Genomic DNA, 15,543 nt, shown 5'->3' with positions numbered 1-15,543 from the left:
ACTGATCAGTCGGAATCCATCCGGGCTACAATTCCACAGTCCTCGGGCTTTCCAAAGTCTCTGATCTGCTCCCAGAAATCCTTGAACGAGTCACCCTTCTGGACCCAGTTCTTGAGCGGCGCGCTGCTCTTAACAAATTCTTCGATGCGACATCTTGATCGGACTCCGAATCGGCTCTTGACAAAGCTAGAAGGGTTGTTGACTGGTATTTCTGACTCCTGGCAACCAAGTTCCGCTGCCAGAGCCGGACGATCAAGCGCCAGCCAACATTCCAGATTCCTGTCTGCTATTCCAATGACAACCATATGTTCGTACTCAGAATCAATATGGATACTGAATTGCTTCTTTACTTCTCTCCACTTGCCCTTGTCGCAGTCTTTAAGCATAACCACATACTTGCAGCATTTGATATCACAAAGAACCTTCAGAGTCTTCTTGAATTGCTGTCGCTCCGACACCAACGCGGTGCCGCGAAACGAACCCCTTTCCAGCTCCGCGTCTGGGCACAAACGATGAGCGAGTCCTTTGAGAAATGCCTCGTCGGCATTCCCTTCCCCGCAGTACCCGATCTTCATGTCAGCATTTCCCAAAAGTGCTGCTCGCCCAAAGGATATTCTTTCAGTCGATTCTCGGCCTCCGCAGCATCTATGCGAGAGATTTTGGATGCATATTCGTCCCTCTTCATGACAAAGACGCTGTCCAGTCTTTTGTCAAAAAGATCGACGAAATAGGGAGAATGAGAAGTGAATAGTAGTTGAGGTCTTGGCCCGCCCCCCTCTAAAGCCATACTAAGTATCTCTTTAAGAAGACCAACATAGATGCCGTTTTCCGGTTCTTCGACCATGATCAATGGTCGAGATTGAAGCAACGGTTGAGCAAGCAAGACATATGCCAGAGCCAGGAATCGAAGTGTGCCACTTGAGGCTGTCCAGCCTGGCAGCCTCACCTGTGATTTATAGTCAAAGCTCATTGCGACATTACGTTGATCGTCACCACCGAAGAAGTTTATATACTCAAGATCTGGTTCCATCATTTTCACGCAATCAAGGAGCACTCTATATGACTGCTCATTGCTTTTCTTCAAATGGTATATGACTGACGCCAAATTCCCGCCAGTATGGTTAAGAAGGAAGTCGTTAGGGATGTAGTTGCCCCCTCGCAGCGCTGATTGATCGAGTTCGTACGATTGCCAGAATTGCAGGTAGCGTTTGAAGCAATTAGATCTTTTGTTTGTCTCTAAGTCATAGAGTCGATGCAACATTGTAGTATTGCGAGGTGCAAAGGTCTTGACGTATTTGGTTTCTCCTTTAAGATGATCAATTTCGTTGAGAAGGGACACACCTTCACGTGTGTTGTTTAGAAGCTCGACACTCTCAAATCCCGGAGCATCGATGATGAGAGACTCGGAGTCAACCTCCATCTCTAGTACCGGAGTAGTGCGATTTGTGAATGATATTCGAAGGGAGTACGCGAAGCCAGCAGTATGGTCCTCGAATGGAACGGTGGCCTTAACAGAAATGTCTACCGTTTGCTTCTTGTAATAGACATTTCGGATATACTGAATCGGAATCCCAATGAACTGAGCACATTCATCCAGAGGGCGCCAAGCGGTCGAAGAGAGAAACATCAGGGCTCTGGTCAGATTAGTCTTGCCTGCATTGTTCACTCCAACGACGAGGTTTGCATCTTTAGGCTCGAAAACCACATTAATCAAAGACATGAAATTGTCTATTTTGATCTCTTGCAACATGCTTTGCCTCCCGCGGAACTTCAGTGTGTGTGGACCTTGCTTGGATTGGACCACACACCAAGTATCGGGGTATTTCCCGCTCTTCTTTACCTAAGTATGATTCAACGTCCTTCTTGATCACACAATACTTCTCCGATGATAGCTTGTCAAATGAAAACATCAGTGCTGGACGACTAGTCAATGTGCTGTGTTGCTACCTTTGGCAATCATTAGGAATCTATGAATGGAATACCTTAGCCCCCCAAACGGAGAAGCCGGCTGCAGAACCAACTAACCTGCAACCGGCAATCTGAGGGAGAGAATTAATTGATTTCTTTCGAAGCCCCCAGGGGGCAGATCGCTCTGCCCCCCGTGGTACTGTGTCGCGGAACGCTACCGCAACGGGGCTTATTTTGCTGTGCCGTTCCGGCGATGAAACCGGATTCTGAGATAATTGATTTGCGCATACTCCGTGGTTTGAGGATCAATTTCCGACGTGACGTTGTGGAATCGATTCCATCCAGGCACGTCCGGCAGAGCTGGCCGAACGTGCCCGGTCTCACGGACAGAGCTGCCAAAACTCACTCAGTCAAATGCCGTGTATCCCTACACAGGTCTGACGAAGAGCGAGTCCGACTCGAATAGATCCCCCCTCAACGTTCAAACCACGGTGAAACTGGTGCTTGAAGGTTATGCGGCTTGCTATTACCACCTCCCTCCCGTCCCGCAGTCTGCACTGCGTAACAGGATTCACATTAGACGTTTATGCCGTCCATCCTCGGACAACACTCTTCAGCTTCTAAAGCTCGGCGGTAACAGTTCCTTATAAGACTCTTTCGTCCCAGGATGAATATCCCGAGTCAGGTTATGTCTTACTAATTCTGTAGCGCTTTGGTAGGTTGCACTGTCTCCAATCCGGCATATGCCTGTTAGAACAATGAGTTCAAGAATTTAGAGCACAGTATCAAGGGGGTCGTGAGAGCTTACCGTCCTTACCTTCGACGCACGATTGCCGAAGCTTGGGGTTAACGCATGTAAAAACGGTAACAAGAAAGTTATAAAGCTGATATCATCCTATGCTGAGAACGAGAGTTAGTTTACAAACAGTAGCAATGAAGATAGTATGCAGATGCTCCTTTCAAGCAATTTCATTATAACTGTCGAATGATCGTTTGTCAAGTCACTTTTTGCATGTTTGCATGAAAAAATCTATTTCGCTATATTCCGGTCTGTATCTCATGCATGTTCAGCGAGCGATGTCGTCTCTCTTGCTGAGCCTGATACGAAAGGCTGGTCAATTGCGATTCCTGTACGATGTATTGTCCTATCTGCTTGCGCTGATGGCCGCTCCATACTTGATGTGCAAAGCAATAATCTCCGACAGATCATATCTGAACTTTTTGGGACTTTATCGATCCGGCACGAGAGACTCATCCGGCATACGGTCGATCTGGATTCACGCATCATCTGTAGGAGAGGTCAAGGCTGCACTGCTGCTGCTTGAGAAGATCAGAGAGAACGATGCCACCTCACGGTTGGTGCTGACGCTGTTCACTCCGCGCGGTATGAAAGTGGCAAGAGAGGAGGCTGCGCCCGACATCGAGCTGTACTACCTTCCTTTCGATGCCCCGGCCATTGTGCCGCGTGCATATCGCAAATTCAATCCCGGCCTCCTGATACTCACCGAGACCGAGTTGTGGCCGAACCTGATAGGCAATTCATTCAGCCGTGGGATTCCTGTGATGGTCGTAAATGGACGGCTTTCGGACAGCGGGTTTTCGAAGTACTTCTCTCTAAAGCCTCTATTTGCGCCACTCTTGAATCAAATCGAATATATCCACACGCAGTCGACCGATGACGCGGAGCGGTATCTGAAACTCGGCGCCAGACGCGAAGCTGTCAAGAGCGGAGATAATATCAAAATAGCGGGGATGTTTTCCAGCATTCAGAGATTCGATCGCGAAGCAGTCATTGGCGAGTACCGATTCTCTGGGAGTGACAGAATCATCGTCTGCGGATCGACACGACCGGGAGAGGAAGAGATTATTCTTGAAGCATTCAAGACCATCAAGTCTACGCGCAGCGATGCGAAACTGATTCTCGCGCCGAGACATCTCGACCGGGCGGGAGAAATCGCAGAGTTAGTTAAGCGAAACGGGCTGATCCCAATGATGCGCACGGCAATGAAGATGTCGGAGCATACAGAATTCGATGTGTTGATACTCGATACGCTCGGTGAACTTTGGAAGCTGTATGGGATCGGAGTCTGTGCATTTGTCGGCGGCAGTCTTGTTCCGCTGGGCGGTCACAATCCTCTTGAACCGATTGCGCTCGGTGTGCCGACCTGTTTCGGACCGTATATGGACAACTGCCGTTCGCTCGCAGACAAATGCCTGACGGAAAATCTTGCGGCCCAAGTCGGCAATGAAAGAGAGTTTGTCGATTTCGCAGACCGCTGCCTGAAAGGCGAATTCACAATGCCGGAAACTGCGAGGCTCGAGAAGATGTTCTCTTCAGACATCGACATTGTCGTAGGCGAGATACTCAAACGCTGGAGAGTTACGAATGCCTGATCAGGCGTCGGTGCAGAACTTCCTGGGAAATCGCGATCGGACTCTGGCGGAGAATCTGGCTGCATGGCTGCTTCTCCCCTTCTCATTCCTTTACCGGATCGGAACGAGGCTGCGATCACTGTTATACCGCCTCGGGATACTCAAATCGACAGAACTGCCCGTGCCGGTCATATCTGTGGGAGGTCTCACCATTGGAGGATCGGGCAAAACTCCGGTGGTGATGTACATCGCTGATTATCTCACATCTTTCGGCAAGAGAGTGGTCATTCTCACAAGAGGCTACGGCGGCGAGTCGAATGCAATCACCATTGTCAGGCCGGACGATGATGTACCGATGGATCGCCTATCCGACGAGGTCAGAATGATGGCGGGCCGACTCTCGGCGACAATTGCTGTGGGAGCGGACAGAGTGGCTGCATTCGAGCATGCCATCAAATCGAATACATTTGATGTCGCCATTCTGGATGATGGCTTTCAGCATTTGAAAATCAAGCGAAACCTTGATATCGTCGTTCTTGACGCAACAGCACCGTATGGATCGGGATACCTGCTTCCGTCAGGAAATCTCAGAGAGCCGAAATCCTCGCTCAAGCGGGCTGATATGGTCATCATATCGAGACTGTCGCAGTCTGAAAGATCTGAATCTCTTCAAGCCGACCTGGAAGGGACCCCTGCATTTGGTTCCGATTATGTGTGCGACAGTTTTGTCGATATCCACACTGGCGAAGAATTCGGCGCAGATGATCTCGGAAAGAGACCTATATTTGCTTTCTCTGCCATAGCCAGCCCGGAGTCGTTTCTCCAAATGATCGAGAAGGATGGTGCAATACTGGGCTGCACGCGGCGCTTCAGAGATCATCATCTGTTCACGCAGAGTGATGTCGACGAACTCGTTGGAGAGGCTCGCGCGCGACAGTGCGGGGCGTTCGCAGTTACCGAAAAGGACGCTGTCAAGCTGCAGCCGCTCGATTTCGCCGAATTCCGAGTCTACTGCTACAAAATTCGTTTGGAAATCACGCAGAACGAAGATACTTTGCGTAGCTTAATAGTAGGTGTTTTTAATGGTAGTTCATAAGATAGATTTCCTTGTTGTCGGATCGGGAATAGCCGGGCTTTCGTTTGCTCTTAGAGCAGCACTGAGGGGCAAAGTCGCGATCGTCACCAAGAAGAAGGATTCTGAGTCAAATACCAACTACGCTCAGGGTGGCATTGCGTCGGTAATCAAGTCACAGGATTCATTCGACAGGCACATAAACGATACTCTGCTGGCAGGACGAGGTCTTTGTCACGAAGGAGTAGTCAAGAGAATTGTCGAGCGCGGTCCGTACGCTATCGAAGAGCTTCTCAAACTCGGCGTCGATTTCTCACGTTCGGGCAGAGACATGACTCTGAGTTCACTCGATGCCGGGCAGGAAGGGGGGCACTCCGAGAAGAGAGTTGTGCACGCGGCTGACTACACAGGAAGAGAAGTCGAGACAAGACTGCTCACTGCAATCAAGGCAAATCCCAATATAGAGATATTCGAAGATCATCTCGCGGCGGAGCTTCTGGTCGACACCGCTGCCGGTAAACGCACATGCTTCGGATGCTCTGTTTTCGATGCGCTTTCCGGTGAGATGGAAGCATTCGTAGCTCCAATTACTCTGCTGGCTACCGGCGGAGTTGGACGGGCCTATTTACATACAACGAATCCAGGCATCGCGACAGGCGATGGTGTTGCGATGGCATATAGAGCCGGAGCGTCGATCGCTAATATGGAATTCATGCAGTTCCACCCGACATCACTCTGCCATCCTCAAGGCGATTCCTTCCTGATTTCCGAAGCAGTCAGAGGCGAGGGCGCCAAGTTGAAATTGAAATCGGGCGAGGAGTTCATGGTGAAGTATCACCCGCAAAGAGACCTCGCACCGAGAGATGTCGTTGCGCGGGCGATTGACCGCGAGCTGAAGCTCTCCGGGGACGCATGCGTATTCCTCGATCTGAGCGAAATCGACGCTGCATTCATCATGCGACGGTTCCCCATCATATATAGCAGACTCTCCGCACTCGAAATCGACATCACGCGCACACCAATTCCGGTGGTGCCTGCTGCTCATTACATGTGTGGAGGAATTCAGACGGATGTTGAGGGAAGAACTGATATCGAGCATCTCTATACGGTCGGTGAAACTGCATGTACCGGTATGCATGGCGCAAACAGGCTGGCATCCAACTCGCTTCTCGAAGCAGTGGTAACGGCGGAGTTTGCCGCTTACACAGCCATTGAAGACTTCGGATCCATCAGTTCTTTCAGCCCCCCATCTTCGGTGATCGATTATCGGACGAATTCACGCGGCCCGGTCGGCGAACATGAAGAGGTGCTGATATCGCACAGCCTCGGCGAATTGCGACGCCTCATGTGGGATTATGTCGGCGTGGTCAGATCGAATGAGCGACTGCAGCGAGCGCGGAAAAGACTCCGAATCCTGTCAGAAGAAACAGAGGAGTTTCACCGCATGCTGCCGCCCTCTTTCACGGCTATAGAATTGAGGAATCTGGTGACCTCGGCGCACTTAATCGTCGAGTCTGCGATAAGTCGCAGGGAATCAAGAGGTTTGCACTACAACGTCGATTACCCGGAGACTGACGACGAGCACTATCTGAGAGACACTGTAATGAAGCGGGATTCATAGGATGGAAGACCAGGAAATGATATTGATCCTTGATTTTGGATCGCAGTACACCCAGTTGATCGCAAGACGAATCCGCGAACAAAATGTATTCTGCGAGATTGTGCCGTACAACTTCCCAGTCGAGCAGGCACAGACGAAACCTGTGAAAGGAATTGTACTCTCCGGCGGCCCACTGTCGGTAATCGCTGAAGATGCTTATCGATGCGACGAAGCATACTATGACCTCGGAGTGCCGTTGCTCGGAATCTGCTACGGTCAGGGGCTGATCGCCAATAGATTCGGAGGAAAGCTCGTACGTGCGGAGAACCGCGAATATGGTCGGTCGCAGCTTCGTAAGACCGCCGATTCGCCTCTATGGAAAGGACTTCCTGACGAATTCACCGTGTGGATGAGTCACGGAGACAGTATCTCGGAACTTCCGAACGGCTTCAGACAGATAGGAAAAACAGACTCGGTTGCGTTTGCAGCGTTCGAATCGAACAGCGGGTCAATGTATGGCCTTCAGTTTCATCCGGAGGTTTTTCACACAGATGGCGGGTCGAAGATAATCTCGAATTTTCTCTTTGAGGTTTGCAGAACGCGCGGTGACTGGACGATGGAGTCGTTTATCCAAGCCGAAATCGAGAAAATACATGCACAAGTGGGAGATGGAGAGATCATCTGCGGAATCTCCGGCGGTGTCGATTCTGCAGTCTGCGCGTTACTCCTGAGCAAGGCTGTCGGCAGGAAGCTGACTTCAGTTTTCGTGAACAACGGTCTGCTGCGCCTGAATGAGGAAAGCTATGTCCCTGACGCCCTCGCCAGCCTCGATGTAAACGTCCGCAAAGTGGACGCTTCGGAGCTATTTCTCTCAAGACTGAAGGGTATCACCGATCCCGAACAAAAACGAAAGATCATTGGCCGTACTTTCATCGAAGTGTTTGAAGCCGAGGCCAGCAGGCTCGGGGATGTCAGATTTCTGGCACAGGGCACGCTTTATCCCGATGTCATCGAATCGGTTTCATTCAAGGGGCCATCCGCCACTATCAAGAGCCATCACAATGTTGGCGGACTGCCGGAACAGATGAATATGGAGCTTGTTGAACCGCTGAAGGAGTTATTCAAAGATGAGGTTCGGCGTCTCGGAGGCATTCTGGGGCTCAAACAGGAGATTCTCGGGAGACACCCATTTCCGGGTCCGGGACTAGCGGTCAGGATCCTGGGCGACATTACGACAGAACGTCTCAATCTGATAAAGCAGGCTGATGATATCTTCATAAAGGCGCTTCACAGGCACAACCAGTATGACGAGATTTGGCAGGCATTCTGTGTATTGCTGCCGGTGCAGAGTGTCGGCGTGATGGGCGATGAGCGCACATACGAGAATGTTCTTGCTCTGCGAGCTGTGACTTCAACCGATGGAATGACCGCCGATTGGGCCAGGATTCCCGACAATGTGCTGGCAGAAGTATCTTCTGAAATTATCAATAGAGTCGCGGGCATCAACCGTGTTGTGTATGATATAAGTTCCAAGCCCCCGGCCACAATTGAATGGGAGTGAACAAAGGGTTTGACAATTTCCACCATTTTGATATTTTCACGATGATTTATGAAGAACGAGGACAAAAATCTAAAACAGTTCTTCGATCCGGTCAGAAGCGATCTGAATAAGTTCGACAAGCTGATCGAGGAACATCTGTACTCAGACTCCGCGCTGATACAGAGCGTTCTCGACTATCTCCTTGAGAAGAGAGGCAAGCGAATCAGGCCGACATTCCTCTTTCTGACTGCCCACTGCGCTAATATGGTTGATCCCCGGATGATCCCGACCGCGATGGCGATCGAGCTGATCCACACCGCAACGCTTCTACATGATGATGTCGTCGACGAAGCGGATACCCGCCGTGGTCAGAAGACGGTCAATGCCGCATGGAGCAACATGATATCGATCCTCATGGGCGATTATCTCTATACAAAGGCATTCCGACTGCTATCTGCGACAAAGTCGCACAAATTGATTGATCGAGTCTCGCGCGCTACCGAGCAGGTCTCCTTCGGTGAGCTTCGGCAGATTGAGGAAAGCGGCAATTTCGATATCTCCGAGGATGAATATCTCAGAATAATCGCAGCCAAGACCGGAGCGCTGTTTTCGACATCGGCTGCCTCTGGTGCGATCCTGACTAAAGCTCCAAAACGAGAGGAAAACAGGCTCACCAGCTTCGGCGAGAAAGTTGGCATATCTTTCCAGATAGCAGATGACCTTCTTGATCTCATTGGAGACACTCAGAAGATCGGAAAACAGATCGGCAGCGATCTCGACCAGGGGAAGGCGACCCTTCCTCTCATTCATGCCCTCGACAGGAGCTCGAGAAAAGTCCGGAGCGAAATCACGGGAATATTGTCGAATGGGACGCAGAATGGGGATTTCACCAAGGTAGTCGAGTTCATCGGTAATTCGGGAGGAGTCGAATACGCACGCCATCGGGCGTGTGAGTTCGGCGACATCGCCCTGAAACTTATCCGCAAATATGGCCCGTCGCCATATTATACCGCCATCGAAAACGTCGTAAACTTCACCATCACCCGCGAGAATTGACCAGTCTAAGCATCTATTACGATGGGCTTGCCAGCGCGTATTGAACCGCAAAGGAAAACATCACATTTTATGATTGACCCGTGCGCCCATCATGTGTAATTTCACTGATGAATCGCTCAGTAGTAGAAAATGGGGAGATCGAGCTATGGACGACAGAGATTTTTTTGACGCTCCAGAAGAAGCATCCCGTATCAAATCCCAGATAGTCAAAGATTATTTCCTTGCGTGGGCGAATGTAATGATCAACACCTTGAAGAAGCAGCCAAGATCTCCGCAAAAGATAGCCTACATTGATCTCTTCGCGGGATGCGGGAGATACAAGGATGGATCACCGTCAACTCCGATATTTATTGTGGAGGAGGCAATTCGTGACAAAAGCCTTCGAGACATGCTAATAATTATCTTCAATGATAAGGAAAAAGAACACGTTGCATTGCTCAGTTCCGAAATCAAGTCGATCTCCGGTATCGAAACACTGAAATATGAACCGCGCATTTTGCAGGATGAAGTCGGAGATGACCTCGCCAAGGAATTTAAAGGAATGAAGCTGGTGCCAACATTTTCGTTTATCGATCCTTGGGGATATAAAGGTCTATCATTGTCACTATTCCGATCAATTACGAAGGATTGGGGTTGCGACTGCGTGTTTTACTTCAATTACAATCGTATCAATATGGTTATGTCTAAAGATGGAGGCCTTGAGCAAGGACAAGCACTCTTCGGTATCGACGGTTGTAATGATTTGGCCAGAATGCTGAAGAGCGTTGGAACACCTGAAGATCGCGAACACCTGATCATGGATTGGCTTGAGAAAGGGCTCAAAGAAATCGGTGTGAAGTACGTGCTTACTTACAGAATCAAGAGTCGTGTCGCTGACAGACCGAGCCATTATCTCGTATTCCTTACGAAAGATTTCTTGGGGTATGATATTATGAAGCGTATTATGGATAGACGGAGTTCTGAAGCTGGCGAATGGAAGCTGAATCTCGGGTTTGATCCAACTGGCCAAGACTTGCAGTACAGCCTGTTTGGCGCATCTGTGCAGATGAACAAGCTGGGTTCGGAGTTAGCGCAGACATTCGCTGGCAGGAAGTTGTCAATGAAGCAGATATATAAAGAGCACACTGTCGGAACTCCTTACGTGAAGAGGCATTATAAGAAAGTGCTCTCGGAGCTTGAGAAAAGCGGTGACATTGTCTGTGATCCACCGGCGGAGAGTCGCCAGAAGCGCAATGGAGAGCCCACGTTCGGAGACAAAACGGTAGTCACCTTCACTGCTAGGAATGAATCTGAGGATTAGCTTTGGCAAAGTCAGCAATCGAATGGACAGAATCGACGTGGAATCCGGTGACCGGATGCACCAGGATTAGTGTTGGATGCAAGCATTGTTACGCGGAGACTATGTCTAAGCGCCTAAAGGCAATGGGGCAGCCGAATTACCGCAATGGTTTCGAAGTCACTCTCCACCCGCACGTGCTCACGAAACCGCTCACCTGGACAAAGCCGCAGATGATATTTGTCAACTCCATGAGTGATCTCTTTCACAAGAATGTTCCCACGCAGTTCATTCTGGACATTTTCGGGATCATGGAGCAGGCCTCATGGCATACATTTCAAATACTGACAAAACGCTCCGGCAGACTGTCTCAACTTGATCATAGGCTTGCCTGGCCGCCTAACGTCTGGATGGGAGTGACGGTGGAGACAGCCCGATTCTACAGTCGCATTGACGACCTGCGGAAAACGAGTGCGGCAACCAAATTCTTGTCTCTCGAACCTCTCCTCGGGCCGCTGCCCGACATGGATCTTACCGGCATCGACTGGGTAATTGTCGGTGGGGAATCCGGCCCTGGGGCAAGACCGATGTTGGAAGAGTGGGTACTTGACATAAAAGACCAATGCTCCGAGGCCAAAGTGCCTTTCTTCTTCAAGCAGTGGGGCGGCATTCGAAAAAAAGAAGCTGGGCGCACTTTGCAGGGATGCACATGGGATGAACTGCCTCTGGTCACAGGCAGCAGTCCCATCTGATGTAATTCCCTCAAATCCAACTAAATTTCTCCCATGTCCGTGCAACAGTTTTCCCCGATTAGTGTTATTCAAAACAGGACCACTTCTACCGCCAATTGAAGTGAAAACTGACAGGTTCTGATGGTCGGCGAATAGCCGACTTGCGTCAAGTGAGCGCACGAAATCTCCCGCCGTACAACAGTGGTACGGTAGAGGTATGACATCGCAGGTTCGCAACGTATCAACAGGAGGTAATTGTGAGCAACCACGATAAAGCCAAGTCAGCCAATACTCCGGTTCATCTCAATTACTGCCACCCGTTGCGACTCCAGCAACTCTCACCCGAGCAATTCACCGTCACGGTCAACAAGATTCTTAGCGGGAAGCTTAAGCTGCTTATCGAGCGGATCGATCCGAGCAAGCGGTGACCCAGCCTGTTTCTTATACCTGCTGAAGAGCCATCCGGTCACCCCACCCTCCTATTGTAGCCTTCGATCAGAAACGACGAAACCCAGCAGCTGTGACATTGCTGTGACACTCGGCCGATTCCGAAAATCGATATTTAATAGGCAGAGTCTGTGGATAATGTAACTCGTTCCACTCAGACATTACAATTCTCAACGGAGGAACGCGTGAACTCGGAAGACAAGCGCGCATCGCAGTCGAGCCGTATCAGGTCGACATCTGAATATTGGCATCCGCTCAGATTGCAGAGTTTGCCACCGCAACGATTCACGGAGATAGTCGGCAAGATTCTTGATGGCACGATTAAGCTACTCGTTCGACGAATCTGAGTTAGCATAGGGACAGCGAAAACAGACTGATATTGCTGACGGGTAGCCATACTTATTTAGCTAATTCCCGCTTGAGATATTGTCCGGTATAGGATGCCTTCACGTTCATCACTTCTTCGGGTGTCCCGGCAGCGATCAATTTCCCCCCTTCGTCCCCACCCTCCGGACCAAGGTCAACAATGTAATCGGCGGTCTTGATAACGTCAAGATTGTGCTCGATCACCAGAACGGTGTTACCGAGAGAGACGAGATCGTTGAGAACCGAGAGGAGCATCTTGATGTCCTCGAAGTGCAATCCAGTTGTCGGTTCATCCAGAATGTATAGCGTGGATCCGGTCGAAGTCTTTGAGAGCTCTGTCGATAGTTTGACTCGCTGCGCCTCTCCCCCGGAAAGCGTCGTGGCCTGCTGGCCGAGATGGATGTAACCGAGCCCCACTCGCTGCAGAGTCAGCAGCTTGCGTCTCAGAGGAGGAATTCTCTCGAAGAACTCAAGCGCTTCGTCAACGGTCAGATCGAGCACATCCGCAATGCTCTTACCTTTGAAAGTAATCTCAAGAGTTTCGCGATTATACCGTTTGCCCTTACAGACTTCGCAGGGAACATAGACATCGGGCAAGAAATGCATCTCTATTTTGATTATACCATCACCCTGACACGCTTCGCATCTCCCCCCTTTGACATTGAACGAAAACCGCCCGGGTCGATAACCCCTGATTTTCGATTCCGGAAGCTGGGCAAAGAGATCACGAATATGGGTGAATGTGCCGGTGTAGGTAGCCGGATTGGATCTCGGTGTTCTTCCGATCGGCGACTGGTCAATATCAATGACTTTATCTATATACTCGACACCATCAAGTTTGCGGTACGGCAACGGCACCCTTCGCGATCCAAAGAAGTGCCTTGCGAGCGCCGGGTAGAGGGTCTCGTTTATGAGCGTCGACTTGCCCGATCCCGAAACACCCGTCACACATGTGAATGTGCCGAGCGGAATCTCGACATCGACCTGTTGAAGGTTATTTCCTTTTGCACCAGAGAGCTTCAACTTCATACCATTGCCTGTCATACGGCCATTGGGCGCCGGAATGAACGCTTTTCGCGATAAATACTTGCCTGTCAGCGACTTCTCCGACTTCATGATCTGCTTCGGAGTACCCTCGGCGACAATAGAACCGCCGTACTTCCCCGCACCGGGACCCAGATCGATTACATAATCGGATGTTTCGATAGTCTCCCTGTCATGCTCGACAACGATCACCGTGTTTCCGAGATCCCGGAGCTCAGTCAGTGTTGACAACAATCTCCCGTTGTCTCTCTGATGCAGCCCGATCGATGGTTCATCGAGGATGTAGAGCACACCGACCAGCCTCGAACCGATCTGTGTGGCGAGCCTTATGCGCTGCGCCTCTCCCCCTGACAACGTCGAGGCGGCTCTGTCTAACGTCAGATAATCTAATCCTACATTCGAGAGAAATCCGAGGCGGTCTCTCAGCTCCTTCATAATCTGGTGGGCGATTGTCCGATCCCGCTTGCTCAGTTTCAGACCTGCGAAAAACTTCTTCGCATCCTTGACAGACATTTGTGTTAGGTGATGGATACTCCTCTTATGAACTGTAACCGCCAGAGACTCTCGCTTCAGGCGAGCGCCACCGCAGAGCGGGCATGCCTTAATCGACATATACTGCTCGATCCAGGACCTAATACCCGAGGACTCGGTCTGCTTGTATCTTCTTTCGAGGTTCGGAACGACTCCTTCGAAAGTGCCGACATATTCACCCGAGCCTCTTCCCGATGATCGCTCGTACTTGAAATTGATCTCTGTTTTGCCGGATCCATAGAGAATCGCCTTTCTTACATTTTCCGGCAGCTTATTCCACGGGACAGAGAGCTTGAAGCCGAAATGTTCGGCCAATCCGCGCAGTTGGAAACGGACCCAGTTTGAAATATCTGAGCCCCATGGATGCACTGCGCCTTTGGCTATGCTCGCATTCTCATCGGGAACGATCAATTCGGGATCAATCTCCATCTTGTTCCCAAGCCCACCGCAAACGGCGCAGGCGCCATAAGGGGAGTTGAACGAAAACATTCGTGGTGAGAGTTCCTCGAAGGATATTCCGCACTTGACGCAGGCATATTTCTCGGAGAAGATCATCTCCTCACCACCAGTCACATCAATTAGCACTACCCCTGACGACAGCTTGAGGGCGGTCTCAATCGAGTCGGCGAGTCTCTTCTTGACATTCGAGGTTCTCGCAAGGCGATCAACAACTATCTCAATCGAGTGCTTCTTGTTCTTGTCGAGGAGTGGTAGATCATCGGTCGGGTAGACTTCCTCATCAATCCTGACTCTCACGAATCCTTCCCGAATGACCTCATCGATAATCTCGCGATGTTCGCCCTTCCTTCCGCGCACAAGCGGAGCAAGTATCTGTATCCTGGTCTTTTCGGGAAGCTCCATGACTGTTTCCACAATCTGCGAGGATGTCTGTTGAGTTATTTTCTCCCCACAATTGAAGCAGTGCGGGACACCAATTCGGGCATATAATAGCCTCAAATAATCGTATATCTCGGTCACTGTGCCGACCGTAGATCGCGGGTTCTTGCCAGACGACCGCTGCTCGATTGAGATTGCGGGAGAGAGGCCATCGATTACGTCGACATCCGGCTTCTCCATCAACCCGAGGAACTGACGGGCATAGGCCGAAAGCGACTCCACATACCGTCGCTGCCCCTCGGCGTAGATTGTGTCAAAAGCCAGCGAAGACTTGCCGGAACCCGATAACCCGGTGATTACGACGAGCTTGTCTCGTGGAATCGAGACGTCGATGTTTTTCAGATTGTGCTCGCGAGCACCTTTTATCGTAATGTATCCTTCACTCATAGCTTGTTCCCTGCTAAATGTGCAATCGGTTAAGATACTGAGTTGATAGCCGGATCACAAGGATTTTTCGGATCTGAGTGCTGGAAATGCGGATCGAGATAGGTCTGAGCTACGAAATTCCAACACTTTGCATGTTGACAGAACCTGGTCACAGCGCTACAATGAACAGAGTGCAGAGATATTGTCAAGAGTTGTGGATGATTGTTTTGATAGTATCCTCAAGTTCTCCAGTTATGCAGCTTCCTTTATTTCTCCATCAACGAACTTAACACCTTCAATGACTTTGGTAATGAGTTTATGGGCATTGATTCGTCG

At 50.3% G+C, this 15,543-nt stretch carries 12 protein-coding genes; 9 read left to right on the top strand and 3 right to left on the bottom strand.

Annotation, left to right across the window (positions count from 1 at the left end; genetic code table 11):
- Positions 1-5 precede the first annotated feature (5 nt).
- Both KKH67_09415 and KKH67_09410 read right to left on the bottom strand, forming a co-directional pair.
- Positions 6-575, bottom strand: coding sequence for a hypothetical protein (locus tag KKH67_09415; GenBank protein MBU1319397.1), 570 nt, complete (start codon positions 573-575; stop codon positions 6-8).
- On the bottom strand, positions 572-1,750 hold the full coding sequence (locus tag KKH67_09410; protein ID MBU1319396.1) for an AAA family ATPase: 1,179 nt from the start codon (positions 1,748-1,750) through the stop codon (positions 572-574). Before KKH67_09410 ends, KKH67_09415 begins: the two co-directional genes overlap by 4 nt.
- A gap of 1,178 nt (positions 1,751-2,928) precedes the next feature.
- Between KKH67_09410 and KKH67_09405 the strand changes: the two genes are divergently transcribed.
- The 9 genes from KKH67_09405 to KKH67_09365 all read left to right on the top strand — a co-directional run bounded on the left by KKH67_09405 (position 2,929) and on the right by KKH67_09365 (position 12,350).
- Positions 2,929-4,302, top strand: a complete 1,374-nt coding sequence (locus KKH67_09405; protein ID MBU1319395.1) for a hypothetical protein — start codon at positions 2,929-2,931, stop codon at positions 4,300-4,302.
- Positions 4,295-5,377, top strand: a complete 1,083-nt coding sequence (gene lpxK / locus KKH67_09400) for a tetraacyldisaccharide 4'-kinase (GenBank protein MBU1319394.1) — start codon at positions 4,295-4,297, stop codon at positions 5,375-5,377. Before KKH67_09405 ends, lpxK begins: the two co-directional genes overlap by 8 nt.
- Positions 5,364-6,974 carry an L-aspartate oxidase gene (gene nadB / locus KKH67_09395; protein ID MBU1319393.1) on the top strand — a complete coding sequence of 537 codons (1,611 nt, stop codon included), beginning with the start codon at positions 5,364-5,366 and terminating at the stop codon, positions 6,972-6,974. The genes lpxK and nadB overlap by 14 nt, the downstream gene beginning before the upstream one ends.
- Before the next feature lies 1 nt (position 6,975).
- Positions 6,976-8,514, top strand: coding sequence for a glutamine-hydrolyzing GMP synthase (gene guaA, locus KKH67_09390; GenBank protein ID MBU1319392.1), 1,539 nt, complete (start codon positions 6,976-6,978; stop codon positions 8,512-8,514).
- A 48-nt stretch (positions 8,515-8,562) separates the two neighbouring features.
- Complete coding sequence (locus tag KKH67_09385) at positions 8,563-9,549, top strand: polyprenyl synthetase family protein (GenBank protein ID MBU1319391.1); 987 nt, start codon at positions 8,563-8,565, stop codon at positions 9,547-9,549.
- Between the two features lie 145 nt (positions 9,550-9,694).
- Entirely contained in the window at positions 9,695-10,849 is a 1,155-nt protein-coding gene (locus tag KKH67_09380; GenBank protein ID MBU1319390.1) for a three-Cys-motif partner protein TcmP, read from the top strand.
- Between the two features lie 2 nt (positions 10,850-10,851).
- Positions 10,852-11,577: a phage Gp37/Gp68 family protein gene (locus KKH67_09375; protein ID MBU1319389.1), complete on the top strand. Its 726-nt coding sequence runs from the start codon at positions 10,852-10,854 to the stop codon at positions 11,575-11,577.
- A 236-nt stretch (positions 11,578-11,813) separates the two neighbouring features.
- A complete protein-coding gene (locus KKH67_09370) occupies positions 11,814-11,984 on the top strand; it encodes a hypothetical protein (GenBank protein MBU1319388.1) in 171 nt (56 codons plus the stop codon).
- Positions 11,985-12,188: 204 nt separating this feature from the next.
- Positions 12,189-12,350 (top strand): hypothetical protein, encoded by a 162-nt coding sequence (locus KKH67_09365; GenBank protein MBU1319387.1) that lies wholly within the window; start codon positions 12,189-12,191, stop codon positions 12,348-12,350.
- A gap of 52 nt (positions 12,351-12,402) precedes the next feature.
- Here the strand turns inward: KKH67_09365 and uvrA are convergent, their stop codons facing one another.
- On the bottom strand, positions 12,403-15,228 hold the full coding sequence (uvrA, locus tag KKH67_09360) for an excinuclease ABC subunit UvrA (protein MBU1319386.1): 2,826 nt from the start codon (positions 15,226-15,228) through the stop codon (positions 12,403-12,405).
- Positions 15,229-15,543: the final 315 nt, after the last annotated feature.

This window comes from Candidatus Zixiibacteriota bacterium (genome assembly GCA_018820315.1).
Taxonomy (GTDB): Bacteria; Zixibacteria; MSB-5A5; order JAABVY01; family JAHJOQ01; genus JAHJOQ01.
This window is presented reverse-complemented; position numbering and strand designations above follow the sequence as displayed.

Coding starts and splice junctions, on each gene's coding strand:
- KKH67_09415 (MBU1319397.1), bottom strand. CDS start 575: ATGAAGATCGGGTACTGCGGGGAAGGGAATGCCGACGAGGCATTTCTC.
- KKH67_09410 (MBU1319396.1), bottom strand. CDS start 1,750: ATGTTGCAAGAGATCAAAATAGACAATTTCATGTCTTTGATTAATGTG.
- KKH67_09405 (MBU1319395.1), top strand. CDS start 2,929: ATGAAAAAATCTATTTCGCTATATTCCGGTCTGTATCTCATGCATGTT.
- lpxK (MBU1319394.1), top strand. CDS start 4,295: ATGCCTGATCAGGCGTCGGTGCAGAACTTCCTGGGAAATCGCGATCGG.
- nadB (MBU1319393.1), top strand. CDS start 5,364: ATGGTAGTTCATAAGATAGATTTCCTTGTTGTCGGATCGGGAATAGCC.
- guaA (MBU1319392.1), top strand. CDS start 6,976: ATGGAAGACCAGGAAATGATATTGATCCTTGATTTTGGATCGCAGTAC.
- KKH67_09385 (MBU1319391.1), top strand. CDS start 8,563: ATGAAGAACGAGGACAAAAATCTAAAACAGTTCTTCGATCCGGTCAGA.
- KKH67_09380 (MBU1319390.1), top strand. CDS start 9,695: ATGGACGACAGAGATTTTTTTGACGCTCCAGAAGAAGCATCCCGTATC.
- uvrA (MBU1319386.1), bottom strand. CDS start 15,228: ATGAGTGAAGGATACATTACGATAAAAGGTGCTCGCGAGCACAATCTG.